This is a genomic window from Niabella terrae (assembly GCF_054783135.1).
This window is the reverse complement of record NZ_BAAGRD010000003.1, coordinates 168,900-182,965: the sequence shown is the minus strand read 5'-3', so window position 1 is coordinate 182,965 and position 14,066 is coordinate 168,900. Positions and strand designations below refer to the sequence as shown.

Genomic DNA, 14,066 nt, shown 5'->3' with positions numbered 1-14,066 from the left:
GCAGCGGGTTTATTTTCTGATAAAAAACTGCCAAACCAACACCGCCAGCATCCCGGCCACCATAAGCAGAATATAGACACCGGTCTGGCCGCTCTGCAACCAACGCAACTGCCGGCCGCCATACTGCACCAACCGACCTACGCCGTTCACCAGACCATCCACTATATTTTTTTCAATGATATTATTCAGAAAACTACCCAATCCTTTCAGCGGTTTCACGATGAGGCCGTCGTAGAGCTCGTCCACATACCATTTCTGCTCCAGGAACCTGCCCAGGCCACCGGCCTGCTCCAGGTCCGGTTTTTTGCTGAAGCGGCTCCAGGCAAAAATCACGACGATCAATACCAGCGCCGAGGAAAGCCCGGTCAGCATCCATTCCGTACTATGTGAAATCTCGTGGTGGGGTAGGTACTGATAGGATGCTGCAAAAACGGGATCCAGAAAATCTTTCAGGTGCTGGCCACCATGCACCAGGAATGCCGGCAGATTGATATAGCCTCCAAAAACAGACAGGAGGGCCAGCAGGATCAGCGGCAGAGTCATTTGCCAGGGGCTTTCGTGCAGGTGGTGCTTTTGCTCCGAGCTGCCGCGGAATGTCCCTCTGAAAGTGGTGGCATAGAGCCGGAACATATAGAAGGCGGTCATCAGTGCACCCAAAAGGCCCAGCACATAGAGAACAGGGGTCCTGCCCAAAGCGCTGATCAGGATCTCATCCTTGGAAAAGAAACCCGAAAAGCCGGGAATCCCCGCAATGGCGATACAGCCGACCAGAAATGTGATATGGGTGATTTTCATGTAACCGGCCAGGCCGCCCATCCGCCGCATATCCTGTTCGCCGCCCATGGCATGGATCACGCTACCACTGCCCAGAAATAGCAGGGCTTTGAAGAAAGCATGGGTCATGACATGAAATACGGCGGCTACATAAGCACCCGTACCCAGGGCCAGAAACATATAGCCCAGCTGGCTCACTGTTGAATAGGCCAGTACTTTTTTAATATCGTTTTGTTTGAGCGCGATACTGGCGGCCAGCAAAGCCGTCGCTATTCCGATCACCGCAATGACATTGAGGGTGGCCGGTGCCATGGAATACATCAGGTTACTGCGGGCGATCATATAGATACCGGCGGTTACCATGGTAGCGGCGTGGATCAGCGCGGATACCGGTGTGGGACCGGCCATCGCATCCGGCAGCCAGGTATACAGGGGAATCTGGGCGCTTTTACCGGTAGCACCGATAAACAGCAGGGTGGTCACCAGGGTCAAATCCCAGGCAGACAACCTGGACAGACTTTCAGCAGTAAAGAGTTCGGCATAACTCAGGGTCCCGACTTTATGCAGCAGAATAAACAGGGCGATCAGAAAGGCAAAATCACCAATCCGGTTCATGATGAATGCCTTAGAAGCTGCTTTGGAAAAATCCTTGTTTTTGAACCAGAAACCAATCAGCAGATAGGAACAGAGTCCTACCCCCTCCCATCCCAGGAACATGATTACAAAATTGGCGCCCAGGATCAGCAGCAGCATCGAAAATACAAATAAGTTCAGGTAGGCAAAATACCTGGCAAACTGTGCCGGAGCTTCCTCCTTCATATAGGCGGTGGAATACAGGTGGATCAGGGAACCCACGCCGGTAATGATCAGCAAAAACAGGGCACTCAGCTGATCCGCCTGCAAGGCAAAGGATATCCGGAAACCGCTGGTACGGAAAAAATCGAAATACTCCACTACACCGGTATGACCTGCTTTTACCTGCATGAATACCCGGCAGCTCAGCACCAGGGCGCCCAATATGACGCCGGTACCCAGAAAGCCGGACAGTTTCTTCGGCAGGTAATTTCTCAACAGTCCGTTTAACAGAAAACCGATAAATGGTAATAATGGTATGAATAATAATTCGAGGTTCATGCGCCTATGCCAGTTTGTTTAACCGAATGAAAAACGGGTCCGCGGCTTTCAATGTTTGAGCCGGTTCAGAAAATTAATATCTATCGAATGTATATTGCGGTACATCATCACAATAATGGCCAGGCCCACACTCACTTCCGCTGCGGCCACCACCATGATAAAAAACACAAAAAGCTGTCCGTCCGCTGCGGCCACGGTGACGGCATCCTTGGCCGCCTGCATTTTGGAAAAGGCCACCAGCAACAGGTTCACGGAATTCAGCATCAATTCTATACACATAAAAATGATGATGGCATTCCTGCGGGTAAGTACGCCCACCACGCCAATGCAGAAAAGAGCCAGAGAAAGTACCAAATAATAATTTACGGGCATGTTTGATTGATCATTTTAGGGCTTCGGTATGCCCCGGAAGCCGCTTGATTTTTAAATATATCCGACTCAGTTGCTGGTCGGGGTTCCGGCCGCGGCCTCTTTTGCCGGCGCCTTCCCGATCACGACTACACCAACCATTGCACTCAGAAACAAGATACTGCTGATTTCAAAAGGAACCACAAAAGTGGTAAACAGTTCCCGACCCAGCTGCCGGATCAGTCCTACATCGCCCGTATTGGTTACGATGCTGTTACCGCTGATCTCGGTCTTTTTTAAAGCCGCTACCAGCACCAGCAGCAGGCAGCCGCCACTCACCATGCCCACCAGCTGCAGCCAGCGGTGTTTGGGCGGCTCCGAGTTCCGGTTCAGGTTCATCAGCATGATGACAAACAGGAACAACACCATGATGGCACCGGCATATACGATAATATTTACAATCGCCAGAAACTGGGCATTCAGCAGTATATAATGTCCGGATATCGCAAAGAAGGTGACCACCAGCCAAAGCACACTGTGCACCGGGTTTTTACTTGAAATTACCATGATGGCACTGAACAGGGCCATGATGGTAAGTATCCAGAAAAGAATTTGAGTCGCTGTCATCACTTATTAGTTTTCCTGCGCTTTATGATGTTTACTGCTGACGGAGCCCAGTGCCTTCTGGTAGGCTTCGGGATCCTCTACAGGATTGGGTATCAGGAGATCCGATTTCTTATAAATAAAGCCTTTACGATCGTAATTGGCAGGTGTAACGGTCTGTGTCAGGTAAATGGCATCCTTGGGACAGGCTTCTTCACAATAGCCACAGAAAATACAACGCAGCATATTGATCTCATATTTGGCAGCGTATTTTTCCTCCCGGTATAAATTTTCCTCACCAGGCTGTGTTTCCGCGGCTTCCATTGAAATGGCTTCTGCCGGGCATGCAACGGCACAGAGACCGCAGGCGGTACATCTTTCTCTTCCCTGTTCATCCCGGTTCAAAATATGCAGACCACGGAATACCTTACTGAAGGACCGCTGCTGTTCGGGATACTGAATGGTAACTTTTTTGGAAAAAAAATGTTTCAGGGTGATGCCCATGCCTTTCAGGATATTCCACAGATAAATCCTTTCCAGCCAGTTCATTGGCCGGCGGTCTACCGGTTTCGCCCTGTTCGTATACTGTATTCCCATTTTGTTTTCGAGCCCTTCTTTTAAATTTTCGCAAATATAGTTAAAGCAACTGCTTATTAATCTTCCATACGGCTATTTTCCGCCTCATCCCCGCTGGTGCAGCCAAAGCACCACCACGGCCGTTATCAGCATATTGACCAGCGCCAGAGGGACCAGCCGCTTCCAACCCAGATGCATCAGCTGATCAAAGCGGAACCGGGGCACGGTCCAACGAATCCACATAAAGACAAATACAAAGAAGAAGGCTTTTGCCAGCAGTACCAGAAAACTGATAACCGCCAGCAGGTTGGGCGCGATCTTCCAGGTCGATTCATCCACAAAGGGAATATCATAGCCCCCGAAGAATAAAGTGGACAGGATCACACAGCTGATGAACATATTTATGTATTCGGCAAACAGGTAGAAGCCCAGTTTCATACTGGAATACTCCTGGTGGTAACCAAAGTTCAGTTCACTTTCAGCCTCGGGCAGGTCAAAAGGCGTCCGGTTGCATTCCGCCAGGGCACAGATCAGAAAGATAATAAATCCCAGGGGCTGGTACAATATATTCCAGCCGTTGTCAACCTGATTTTGTACAATGACACTCATTTGCAGGGAACCGGTGAGCATCAGCACGGCGATCAGTGACAGGCCCATTGCCAGCTCATAGGAAATCATCTGGGAAGCGCCCCGGATTCCGGCCAGCAGGGAAAACTTATTATTGGAAGCCCAACCACCGATCATGATGCCGTACACGCCGATACTGACGACGCCAAACACATAAAGAATACCGATATTGACATCGGCTACCTGCAGCGGGACCGTGCGGCCGTTGATGACTGCTGCCGACCCCCAGGGTATGACAGCGCTGGTCAGCAGCGCTGTCACCATCGCCAGGACCGGCCCCAGAATAAATAATACTTTCGAAGAAGCCAGTGGAATGATTTCTTCCTTGAAAAACAGCTTTCCGCCATCGGCCAAAGGCTGAAGCAAGCCAAAAGGACCGGCGCGGTTGGGGCCGATACGGTCCTGAATAAAGGCAGCGACCTTCCTTTCGGCATAAGTAGCATACATCGCGACGACCATCGACAAGGTGATGATCAGGGCAATCAGGATCAGCTTTTCCAGAATAAAAAACCAGTCTGTGGCGAGTAAAGGAATCATGTGCTGTTGGCTATAAATATTTTATTGAATGCTTTTATCGTAATCCGGGACCGCCCTATCTGCAGCCCGCCCGGAACTGCTATTGTTTTTTATCTTTATTGAATACCGCTCCGGTAGCCGGCCCTTCAATCCTACTCAGGTCAATGGCAGGATCATTGACTTCGCTGATGCTATGGATGTCCAGCAGCAGCTTCGGTTGCCTGCCACCCATTACTTTCTGGATGGTTTCGTCGGGTTTCTGCAGTCCGGGGTATTTATTGGCGCCAATAACGGAACCGCGGGCGATCTCTGTCAACCCTTCTATCACCCAGTCGGAAGTCTGCTTCTTTTCAAACCGGCATTCATTACAAATCCAGCCGGCTTTACCGTCTTCGGTGGGCTTGACTTCGTTCCACTCATCCTTACGGGCCGTTACCCGCAGGACTTCATCGCCCCTTTTCCAGAGGGTTACCTTGCCGCAGCATTTATCGCAATCACGATGCGCTTCTACCGGTTTGGTAAACCATACCCGGTTTTTAAAGCGGAAGGTCTTATCCGTCAGGGCGCCCACGGGACAAACATCAATCACATTCCCGATAAAGTCATTATCCAGTGATTTTTCGATATAAGTGGCGATTTCGGCGTGGTCGCCACGGTCCAGGACGCCATGATGCCGCTTGTTGGTTACCTGATCAGCCGTATACACACATCGGTAACAAAGAATGCAACGGGTCATGTGCAGCTGAATGTATTTACCCAGGTCATGTTTTTCAAAAACCCTTTTCTTGAATTCAAAACGGGTGCCTTCCAGACCGTGCTCATAACTAAGATCCTGTAGCTTGCACTCTCCTGCCTGATCGCAGATGGGACAATCCAGGGGATGGTTGATCAGCAGAAACTCCACCACTCCGGCCCGGGCATCAAGTACTCGCTGACTGGTAATACTTTTAACTTCCATACCGTCCATGACGCCGGTACGGCAGCTGGCCACCAGTTTGGGCATCGGACGGGGATCCTTTTCTGAGCCCTTGCTGACTTCCACGAGACAGGTCCGGCATTTACCACCACTGCCTTCCAGCGGGGTATAAAAACACATGGCCGGCGGCGTGATATCACCACCGATCTGGCGGGCTGCCTGCAGTATCGTCGTGCCCGGCGCCACGTCAATGCTTACATTGTCGATGGTCACCTTAATGGTAGGGGCTGCTTCCTGTTTATTTTCTGTTGCCATGAAATTCAGTAAATTCTTTTTTTAATACTTTGCCTAAGCGGTAACCGGTTCCAGGGCATCCGCATAATGCGCCAGCCCGAAATTATGCTGCTGCGCTTCTTCGGGATGGGTGATATGCCACTCAAATTCATCCCGGAAATGTCGGATGGCCGCCGCGACCGGCCATGCTGCCGCATCGCCCAAAGGACAGATCGTATTGCCTTCAATATTGCTTTGAATATTCCAGAGCAGTTCTATATCACTCATTTTACCCTGGCCCTGATCCAGCCGGAGCAGCAGTTTCTCCATCCAGCCGGTACCTTCCCGGCAGGGGGAACACTGGCCGCAACTTTCGTGGCGGTAGAAGCGGGCCAGTGTATAGGTGTTGCGCACAATACACTGGTCTTCATCAAATACAATAAAACCTCCACTACCCATCATCGATCCGGTCTGAAAGCCACCGTCGGAAAGACTTTCATAGTTCATCATCCGCTGTTCGCCCTTGGCGGTCTTCAACAGCAGGTTGGCGGGTAGCACGGGTACCGAAGAGCCTCCGGGAATGCAGGCTTTCAGGCGCTTGCCACCGGCAATACCGCCACACCATTCATCACTGTATATAAATTCTTCCACCGAAATGGTCATATCGATTTCATATACACCCGGTTTGTTGATATTCCCGCAGGCGGAGATCAGTTTGGTACCGGTGGATTTACCGACACCGATCTTGGCATATTCCTCACCGCCCTCATTGATGATCGGTACCACGGCAGCGATGCTTTCTACATTATTGACCACGGTAGGCCGGTCCCAGACCCCTTTGACGGCCGGGAACGGCGGCTTGATCCGGGGATTTCCCCTTTTGCCCTCCAGGGATTCCAGCAGGGCGGTTTCTTCACCACAGATATAGGCGCCGGCCCCTCTTTGTACATAAACTTCGCAATCAAAGCCACTGCCCAGGATGTTTTTTCCCAGGAACCCGTTCTGACGGGCTTCTGCGATGGCCTGTTCCAGGATGTCTACAATCCAGGCATATTCCCCACGGATATAGATATAAGAGGTATTGCTGCCGAGGGCATAAGATGCCACGATAATGCCTTCAATTAGAATATGGGGCAGAAATTCCATCAGGTAGCGGTCTTTAAAGGTACCGGGTTCACTTTCATCGGCATTGACGACCAGGTGACGGGGTACCCCTTCCGGTTTGGCAAGGAAGCTCCATTTTAGTCCGGTCGGAAAACCGGCACCGCCCCGACCCCGGAGACCTGATTTTTTCACTTCCTCGGTAACATCTTCAGGAGCCATTGTCTTCAGCGCTTTTTCCACGCTGCGGTAGCCGCCTTCGCGCCGGTAGGTTTCAAAATACCGGATGCCTTCTACCCCTGCTTTTTCTAATAATAGTTTTCTACCCATGTATCCAAAATCAATAATTGATCAATTTTATTTACCGGCAACCCCTTACTGTTGCAGGGCTGCTTCCTGCCGGTAGGCTTCGATGATGGCATCGACCTTTTCTTTCGTCAGGTGTTCCTTATAGTGCTTGCCTACCTGCATCATCGGTGCATAACCGCAGGCGCCCAGGCATTCCACCGTCTTAAGGGTGAACAGCCCGTCGGCAGAAGTCTCACCGGGTTTAATATCCAGTTTCTGACCGATATAAGCGATGATATCATCGCAACCCCGGATCATACAGGGACCGGTCTGGCAGACTTCAAACAGGTATTTGCCCACAGGTTTGAGGTTGAACATGCTGTAAAAAGTCGCCACTTCATACACTTCAATCGGTTCCAGATCCAGCAGCCCGGCAACATAATCCATGGCCTGCTCGCTCAACCAGCCAAACTGCTCCTGCGCCAGGTGCAAAACCGGAATCAGGGCACTTTTCTGACGGCCTTCCGGATAACGGGCAATAATCTGCCGGGTTTTATCCAAATTTTCCTCTGAGAACTGAACACTCATCTTTTTATTATTTCGCGTATATTTTTTTAATTCTTCTGCCACTTATCAGGTCATCAGGCATCCATTTCCCCCGCAATCAGGTTCAACGATGACATCACGATAACGGCATCACTCAGCATGCCGCCCTTGACCAGTTCCTCATAAGCCTGATAATAGACAAAACAGGGTCTCCTGAAATGCAGGCGGTAAGGCGTCCGTCCGCCATCACTGATAAAATAGAATCCCAACTCCCCGTTGGCGGCTTCGATACCCTGGTAGACTTCACCCGGCGGCATATCAATCTCGCCCATGATGATCTTGAAATGCCAGATCAGGGCTTCCATTTTTGTATAGACATCCTGCTTGGGCGGCAGATAATATTCCGGAACATCGGCATGATAGACGGTAGCTTCCTCACCTTTCAGGTTGCCCAGCTTTTCCAGGGCCTGACGGATGATCCGCATGCTCTGCCACATTTCCACATTCCGGACCAGGTAGCGGTCATAACAATCACCGGTACTGCCTACAGGCACATCAAATTCAAACTCTTCATAGCTGCTGTAAGGCGACACGACCCGCAGGTCATAATCCACGCCTGCGGCCCGCAGGTTGGGTCCGGTAAAGCCATAATTCAGTGCCCGTTCCGCACTGATCGGACCTGCCCCGATGGTCCGGTCCATAAAAATCCGGTTCCGGGTAAACAGGTTTTCAAATTCCCGCAGTACATCGGGGTATTCTTTCAGAAATTTATCCAGTTTTTCAAAAGCGATATTATTGAAATCCCTTTCAAATCCGCCAATGCGGCCGATATTGGTGGTCAGCCGGGAACCACAGATTTCCTCCCAGATCTCATAGATCAGTTCCCGGTACTGCATCACATACAGAAATCCGGAGAACGCGCCACTGTCCACACCCACAATGGAATTACAAATCAGGTGGTCGGCGATCCGAGCCAACTCCATAATGATGATCCGCAGGTAGTCCACCCGCTTCGGGGTTTTCACCCCCAGCAGTTTTTCGCAGGTAAGGTGCCAGCCCATATTGTTCAACGGTGCTGAACAATAATTCAGGCGGTCGGTCAGCGGCGTAATCTGATACAGGGGGCGCCGTTCCGCAATTTTTTCAAATGCACGGTGAATATAGCCCACGGTCTGATCCGCCTTGACGATCTTCTCGCCATCCAGCTCGATGATATTCTGAAACACCCCATGTGTCGCCGGGTGGGTCGGCCCCAGATTAAGGGTCGTCGTCTGTTTTTCGATGCTGCCAGCGGGAAGATTGATATTTTGATTGATTTCAGCCATTTCTATTTAATCCTGGTCGGTTATTCAGTTGTAAATTTACCTTTCGGCAATATCGCCCGTCTTTTCATCCTCAGCTAGGGTTCCTTCCATCGTTTTTTCGGTACCAAAACCCAGCATGCCGCCCCGGCCGAACATTTCGTCGTCCTTATCGGTACGGCTCTGATCTTCCAGCGGAAACTCCTTACGCATCGGGAAATAATCCATTTCCTCGACATTCAGAATCCGGATCAGGTTGGGATGGCCGATGAACCGGACGCCATAAAAATCATAGGTCTCCCGCTCCATCCAGTTGGCAGCCGCAAAAATACCGGTGGCGGTAAATACTTCCGGCTGCTGAATGTCCACAAATATTTTCATGCGAATCCGGACATTCTCCCTGATATTATGTAAATGGTAGACTACTGCCAGTTCCTGACCTGGCTGATCCGGATAATGCACGGCACAGATATCGGTCAGAAAATGGAAGCCCGGTTCCGGTTCATTCAGAAAATTCAGGATTTTAAGATTGATGGCTGCATCCGCATGAAAACCCAGGATGCCATACTGCTCTTCAAAATGCCCTACCTGGTCATTGAAGCGCTGCGTTAGTTGCTGTTCTATCCATTCCGTGGTCAGTGCCATGCCTGTACTATTTGTCATTTGAAATGATTGCTGGGAACTATTGGATGCCGTAGCTCTCCAGCAGTCCCTTATACTGTTCACTGTTTCTTCTGCGCAGGCTTTCCCTGCCAATCAGGTCCTGTATGCGCATGACCCCGTCCAGGATCGCTTCAGGCCGGGGCGGGCATCCGGGCACATATACGTCCACCGGTACTACCTGGTCAATCCCCTGCAACACACTGTAAGTGTCAAAAATGCCACCACTGCTGGCGCAGGCGCCCACGGCGATCACCCATCTGGGCTCGGCCATCTGCAGGTATACCTGTTTTACCACCGGTCCCATTTTCTTCGCAATCGTTCCCATAACCATTAATAAATCACATTGCCGGGGGGAGAAACCCACCCTTTCGGCACCAAAACGACCCAGGTCATAGGTAGAAGCCATGGTGGCCATAAATTCAATGCCACAACAGGAAGTGGCAAAAGGCAGCGGCCAGATGGAATTTTTACGGGCCAGGCCGATCACGCTATCCAGTTTGGTAGCGAAAAATCCCTGCCCCTGATGCCCTTCGGGCATTTCAGCCATGCTGATATCTGCCTCCAGTGGCTTTTGCTTTATATTGTATGATACTGGTCTCATAACCAAGCTTGCCCTGAAAAAGGGCCGTTTTGTTTCATCCCTACAATGAAACGGTTAGAAAAAATTGATCCCCTTTAGGTGAGGGGCTAGTCTTCCCACTTAAGTGCACCCTTTTTAATGATATAGATAAAGCCCAGCAGAAAAAAGCTAACGAACATCAGGACGGCATAAAAGCCTTCCCAACCCAGGTCTTTAAATATGACCGCATAGGGGTAGAAGAAGATGACTTCCACATCAAATAAAACGAACAGAATGGCTGTCAGGAAATATTTGATGGCCATGGGTTGGCGGGCATTACCATGAGACTCAATTCCGCTGGAAAAGTTTTCGAGTTTATCCTTTGTTTTACGGGATGGGCCTAATAAATGGGTGACTATCACCAGTGTTACGATAAGTCCGCCGGCGAAAATCAGCTGCAATCCAATCGGTAAAAAAGACTGCGCAGTATTTTCAGTGACAACGGATTTAAGTAAATAAACCATATTATTCAGTAATTTGCAAAAATAAGGCAGGCTGGTCAATTATCCCAAGAAATTAATTGCCATAATGCATGAACCCCGCATTTAAAGCGGGGTTCATGCATTCCATTAAAATATTCTTAAAATTACCGGGGCAACTTACTGCTGGCTGGTAGAACTGCTGTCTGCAGCCGGAGTCGTACTGCCTGCCGCCTGGGTACTATCCGTAGCCGGTGCCGCATTCGGGTTACCAGGGGTGCCACCCATTTGCGTGATATAACCGGCAATCTGTTCTTTTACCGTTGGGTTATCGGCATTATCATGGGCCAGATGCAGGTACTGCAGGGTCTTGGCATTGTCCTTGGCCACATTCGCATAATAAGTGAATAGCGGAATCGCCGTGGTCAGGATTTCAGCTCTTTTGGTCGTAGCGGCTGAAGTATCCTTGGGTGACTGCAGGTAAGCGATGTATTTTTCGCCATCGGGTACCAGTTTATTCTGTGCATTGACAGAATCAAAGTTCTGACTGCTGGAGAAAGCCAGTTTGTAACCGTAATTCCAGTTCGGGAAACGGGTCCGGGCAGCATCAAAAACAGTCCAGGCTTTATCAAATTGTCCTGCTTTATAATAACCGGTATAGCCGGCATTGAAAAAATCATTGATGGTGAGTTTATCCTTAGGTTTTATTTCCAGAATCTTGGCATACAGATCACCAGCCAGTGCATTGCGACCGCCATTGGCAAAGGTTTTGGCGCCGGTTTCCAGGACTTCGATTTTACCGTCTACAGAAGTATCTGCCGCCAGTGCCTGCTCGAATGTCTTGACCACTTCCGCTTCCCTGCCTGGTGTGGTTGAATAAGCGGTGGCTTTCAGGATATAATCCTTGGTAACCAACTCTTCCGGATCCTGGTTTTTGAAATAATCTTCTACAAAAGGAATTGCTGCCGCCGTGTCCTTATTATCGATCAGGGCATAGGCCACCAGTTTGTAAACTTTGGGATTGGTTTGCGCACCTGCTTTGGCGATAATATCCTTACCAATAGTAATGGCTTCATTGTAATTTTTCGTAAAATACGCCGCTGTTGCCTTAAAATACTGGTTATTGGGACCGGGAGGCATCAAAGCTTCCAATTTATCACCATACGGCTTCGCTGCTTCAATACTTTTGGCAGTATAAGCGTTATATTCATAAAGGTCGTCCAGGGCAGGATAGAACTCCGAATTGATCGCAGTAGCCTTGGTCAGCGACTGCAGGTACATATCGGTATTGCGCTGGGACCGGAAAATCCGGGCCTTCTGGTATTCTGCCGCTGCAAAAGTGGGATCAGCCAGCAGGGCATCCTGGTAAGCACTGAAAGATTTACTACCATCGCCGGGGTTGGCTTTCAAATAAGCATTCCCCAGATTGGTCAGGATATCTGCCAGCAAGGTCTTGTCCTGCTTTTTGTCCTTGATACCGGTCTCAACGGCTTTGGCTTCTTCCAGTTTTTGAACACCATATTTGATATCACCGACCTTGTCGATATTATTAAAGACCTTGGAGATGGCACGACCCACGGCGTTTAAAGCCTGCGCCTTGTCCTCATCCTTTTTACCTGCAGCGGTGATCGCGGCCTCAAAACTCTGATGGGCTTCGGAAGCCTTGTTCTCCAGCAACTGCGACTGACCTTTCGCTGCCAGCAACAGGTAATTATTCGGATTGGCGGTCAAAGCTTTGGTGACGATATTCTTTGCCTCCTCATTTTTTCCTTTGTAAAAATAACTTTCAGCAAGCCAGTAAGCAGCATTCGCATCGGTGGACTGCTTTTCCAGGACACTAATGGCCCGGTCGTAGTTACCGTTATAAAAGTCTTTCACGCCATCCTCCACGGACTGTGCAAACACCGCACTGCTCAACATCACACCAAGTGCGAGTAGATGGATTGTTTTGTTCATCTTCATTTTTATTTTTTAAATTTTCGGTTTAAACTAGTTGTAAATATAGTTTTTTTGCCTTTTCCTGCAAATCCTTCGCTGAAATGACAGCATTTTTATAACATTCAGCCTAGACGCCTATTCCTCATGGAGTTCCGCCGGTCTCAGGATAAAACTGCGCCGTCCCGGCATCAGATAGGCCCTTTTGAAGATCAGCTGGCCGATTTCACCGGTGATGAATTCTGCAAACCCCGTGCCTAATCCCCGGCCTCTTTCCTTCAGAATATAGGTCAGATCCCTGGTCAGCGGATATGCCTTGGTATAGATATTCTCCTGTGTAGGTAAGATATATTTTCCGGCGGTATCGTTGCTTTCCAGCGGGATAATTTTAACTTTTTCTAAGTGCTTTAACTGGGCCGGATCTTCCGGATTGCCGATCCAGCTGACACCGATAAAACCCATCGCATCCGGGTGGTTCATCACGTATTGAATAACCGAATCACTGGACCTGGCGGCAGCGGCTCTGGAAGTCAGAGCGGTGCCCTTCAATACGGAATCGATCATATACCGCACGGTACTGGTAGCGGTTACCCCGTCAAAAACGGGTACCAGGGACCTGGAATAGATACCCGTCAGTATCTGGCGGATTTCTTCGATGGACAGGGTCTGCAGCGGATGGTTGCGGTTCAGAATCACCGCAATAGCATCCCGGGCCACCGGTATCTGGACTACTTTTTTCCGGATAGAGTCCACTACAGACTGCCGCTCTGCTTCAGTCAGCCGAAGCGTGGAAAGGATCATCCGGATGCTGTCATTATAAAGATCTTTCACACATTCCGCCTCGGATTTATATTCCACCAGAATCCGGGTGCCCGCCGTATTGGATTCATAAACCCTGATGAGTTCATCCACCACGGGTTTGAAGGATTCGTCCGCACTAATGGTAATGGTGCCGTGCAGGGGGGAATCCGGAAGCGCCGCTCTTTTTTCCTTGTCCGTCTTACAGGCCATCAGCAGGAGCATCAAACCAATCCCCGCATAAATACATATCCTGCTCATTTGAAATAATTCTTTTTATATCCCCTGTAAATCCGCCAGCCACCATAGGCAACCGCCAGTGCACCATATAATTTATCCCACTGGTCCGGCGGATAGGTCTTATTCAGCCCGATATTCAGTTTAAATCGAAAGATCAGAAACAAACCGATCAATATGATCAAAACGCCCATGGCGTAATCCAATACAGATCGCATCCGGGATACCTGGCGGTTCCGCTGCTGTTCGTAATCTTCATTTGATTTATGCTCCATCTTTGTCATTGATCGGCCCAAGATAAATACTTTTCACTTGAGATACAAAATCCGGAAAAATCCATAGTGTGTGCTGCGCCGGTCTTTAAAATGATGGTTAATTTCATCAGGGGATTA

At 49.6% G+C, this 14,066-nt stretch carries 15 protein-coding genes; all 15 read right to left on the bottom strand.

Going from position 1 to position 14,066, the window contains the following annotated elements; genetic code table 11:
* Positions 1-9: 9 nt before the first annotated feature.
* Positions 10-1,908, bottom strand: a complete 1,899-nt coding sequence (gene nuoL / locus ACYVI9_RS03595; protein ID WP_460760790.1) for an NADH-quinone oxidoreductase subunit L — start codon at positions 1,906-1,908, stop codon at positions 10-12.
* 48 nt (positions 1,909-1,956) lie between these two features.
* On the bottom strand, positions 1,957-2,280 hold the full coding sequence (gene nuoK, locus ACYVI9_RS03590; RefSeq protein ID WP_460760788.1) for an NADH-quinone oxidoreductase subunit NuoK: 324 nt from the start codon (positions 2,278-2,280) through the stop codon (positions 1,957-1,959).
* Between the two features lie 66 nt (positions 2,281-2,346).
* Complete coding sequence (locus ACYVI9_RS03585) at positions 2,347-2,883, bottom strand: NADH-quinone oxidoreductase subunit J family protein (RefSeq protein WP_460760785.1); 537 nt, start codon at positions 2,881-2,883, stop codon at positions 2,347-2,349.
* Positions 2,884-2,889: 6 nt separating this feature from the next.
* On the bottom strand, positions 2,890-3,456 hold the full coding sequence (gene nuoI, locus ACYVI9_RS03580) for an NADH-quinone oxidoreductase subunit NuoI (RefSeq protein WP_460760783.1): 567 nt from the start codon (positions 3,454-3,456) through the stop codon (positions 2,890-2,892).
* Between the two features lie 84 nt (positions 3,457-3,540).
* Positions 3,541-4,599 (bottom strand): NADH-quinone oxidoreductase subunit NuoH, encoded by a 1,059-nt coding sequence (nuoH, locus tag ACYVI9_RS03575; RefSeq protein WP_460760780.1) that lies wholly within the window; start codon positions 4,597-4,599, stop codon positions 3,541-3,543.
* Positions 4,600-4,678: 79 nt separating this feature from the next.
* A complete protein-coding gene (locus ACYVI9_RS03570) occupies positions 4,679-5,809 on the bottom strand; it encodes an NADH-quinone oxidoreductase subunit G (protein ID WP_460760778.1) in 1,131 nt (376 codons plus the stop codon).
* Between the two features lie 33 nt (positions 5,810-5,842).
* On the bottom strand, positions 5,843-7,198 hold the full coding sequence (nuoF, locus tag ACYVI9_RS03565; RefSeq protein WP_460760775.1) for an NADH-quinone oxidoreductase subunit NuoF: 1,356 nt from the start codon (positions 7,196-7,198) through the stop codon (positions 5,843-5,845).
* Between the two features lie 45 nt (positions 7,199-7,243).
* Positions 7,244-7,744, bottom strand: a complete 501-nt coding sequence (gene nuoE / locus ACYVI9_RS03560; RefSeq protein WP_460760773.1) for an NADH-quinone oxidoreductase subunit NuoE — start codon at positions 7,742-7,744, stop codon at positions 7,244-7,246.
* 53 nt (positions 7,745-7,797) lie between these two features.
* Positions 7,798-9,027: an NADH-quinone oxidoreductase subunit D gene (locus ACYVI9_RS03555; protein ID WP_460760770.1), complete on the bottom strand. Its 1,230-nt coding sequence runs from the start codon at positions 9,025-9,027 to the stop codon at positions 7,798-7,800.
* Between the two features lie 36 nt (positions 9,028-9,063).
* Positions 9,064-9,666, bottom strand: a complete 603-nt coding sequence (locus ACYVI9_RS03550) for an NADH-quinone oxidoreductase subunit C (RefSeq protein WP_460760768.1) — start codon at positions 9,664-9,666, stop codon at positions 9,064-9,066.
* Between the two features lie 19 nt (positions 9,667-9,685).
* Positions 9,686-10,267 carry an NADH-quinone oxidoreductase subunit B gene (locus tag ACYVI9_RS03545; protein ID WP_460760765.1) on the bottom strand — a complete coding sequence of 194 codons (582 nt, stop codon included), beginning with the start codon at positions 10,265-10,267 and terminating at the stop codon, positions 9,686-9,688.
* A gap of 86 nt (positions 10,268-10,353) precedes the next feature.
* Positions 10,354-10,749, bottom strand: a complete 396-nt coding sequence (locus ACYVI9_RS03540) for an NADH-quinone oxidoreductase subunit A (protein ID WP_460760762.1) — start codon at positions 10,747-10,749, stop codon at positions 10,354-10,356.
* Positions 10,750-10,884: 135 nt separating this feature from the next.
* Complete coding sequence (locus ACYVI9_RS03535; protein WP_460760759.1) at positions 10,885-12,660, bottom strand: tetratricopeptide repeat protein; 1,776 nt, start codon at positions 12,658-12,660, stop codon at positions 10,885-10,887.
* 117 nt (positions 12,661-12,777) lie between these two features.
* Positions 12,778-13,698, bottom strand: a complete 921-nt coding sequence (locus tag ACYVI9_RS03530; RefSeq protein ID WP_460760757.1) for a PstS family phosphate ABC transporter substrate-binding protein — start codon at positions 13,696-13,698, stop codon at positions 12,778-12,780.
* A complete protein-coding gene (locus ACYVI9_RS03525; RefSeq protein WP_460760754.1) occupies positions 13,695-13,949 on the bottom strand; it encodes a hypothetical protein in 255 nt (84 codons plus the stop codon). The genes ACYVI9_RS03530 and ACYVI9_RS03525 overlap by 4 nt, the downstream gene beginning before the upstream one ends.
* Between the last annotated feature and the right edge of the window lie 117 nt (positions 13,950-14,066).

What these genes read in the sequence shown, in the direction of transcription:
- nuoL (WP_460760790.1), bottom strand. Translation starts at nt 1,908, where the DNA reads ATGAACCTCGAATTATTATTCATACCATTATTACCATTTATCGGTTTT.
- nuoK (WP_460760788.1), bottom strand. Translation starts at nt 2,280, where the DNA reads ATGCCCGTAAATTATTATTTGGTACTTTCTCTGGCTCTTTTCTGCATT.
- ACYVI9_RS03585 (WP_460760785.1), bottom strand. Translation starts at nt 2,883, where the DNA reads ATGACAGCGACTCAAATTCTTTTCTGGATACTTACCATCATGGCCCTG.
- nuoI (WP_460760783.1), bottom strand. Translation starts at nt 3,456, where the DNA reads ATGGGAATACAGTATACGAACAGGGCGAAACCGGTAGACCGCCGGCCA.
- nuoH (WP_460760780.1), bottom strand. Translation starts at nt 4,599, where the DNA reads ATGATTCCTTTACTCGCCACAGACTGGTTTTTTATTCTGGAAAAGCTG.
- ACYVI9_RS03570 (WP_460760778.1), bottom strand. Translation starts at nt 5,809, where the DNA reads ATGGCAACAGAAAATAAACAGGAAGCAGCCCCTACCATTAAGGTGACC.
- nuoF (WP_460760775.1), bottom strand. Translation starts at nt 7,198, where the DNA reads ATGGGTAGAAAACTATTATTAGAAAAAGCAGGGGTAGAAGGCATCCGG.
- nuoE (WP_460760773.1), bottom strand. Translation starts at nt 7,744, where the DNA reads ATGAGTGTTCAGTTCTCAGAGGAAAATTTGGATAAAACCCGGCAGATT.
- ACYVI9_RS03555 (WP_460760770.1), bottom strand. Translation starts at nt 9,027, where the DNA reads ATGGCTGAAATCAATCAAAATATCAATCTTCCCGCTGGCAGCATCGAA.
- ACYVI9_RS03550 (WP_460760768.1), bottom strand. Translation starts at nt 9,666, where the DNA reads ATGACAAATAGTACAGGCATGGCACTGACCACGGAATGGATAGAACAG.
- ACYVI9_RS03545 (WP_460760765.1), bottom strand. Translation starts at nt 10,267, where the DNA reads ATGAGACCAGTATCATACAATATAAAGCAAAAGCCACTGGAGGCAGAT.
- ACYVI9_RS03540 (WP_460760762.1), bottom strand. Translation starts at nt 10,749, where the DNA reads ATGGTTTATTTACTTAAATCCGTTGTCACTGAAAATACTGCGCAGTCT.
- ACYVI9_RS03535 (WP_460760759.1), bottom strand. Translation starts at nt 12,660, where the DNA reads ATGAACAAAACAATCCATCTACTCGCACTTGGTGTGATGTTGAGCAGT.
- ACYVI9_RS03530 (WP_460760757.1), bottom strand. Translation starts at nt 13,698, where the DNA reads ATGAGCAGGATATGTATTTATGCGGGGATTGGTTTGATGCTCCTGCTG.
- ACYVI9_RS03525 (WP_460760754.1), bottom strand. Translation starts at nt 13,949, where the DNA reads ATGGAGCATAAATCAAATGAAGATTACGAACAGCAGCGGAACCGCCAG.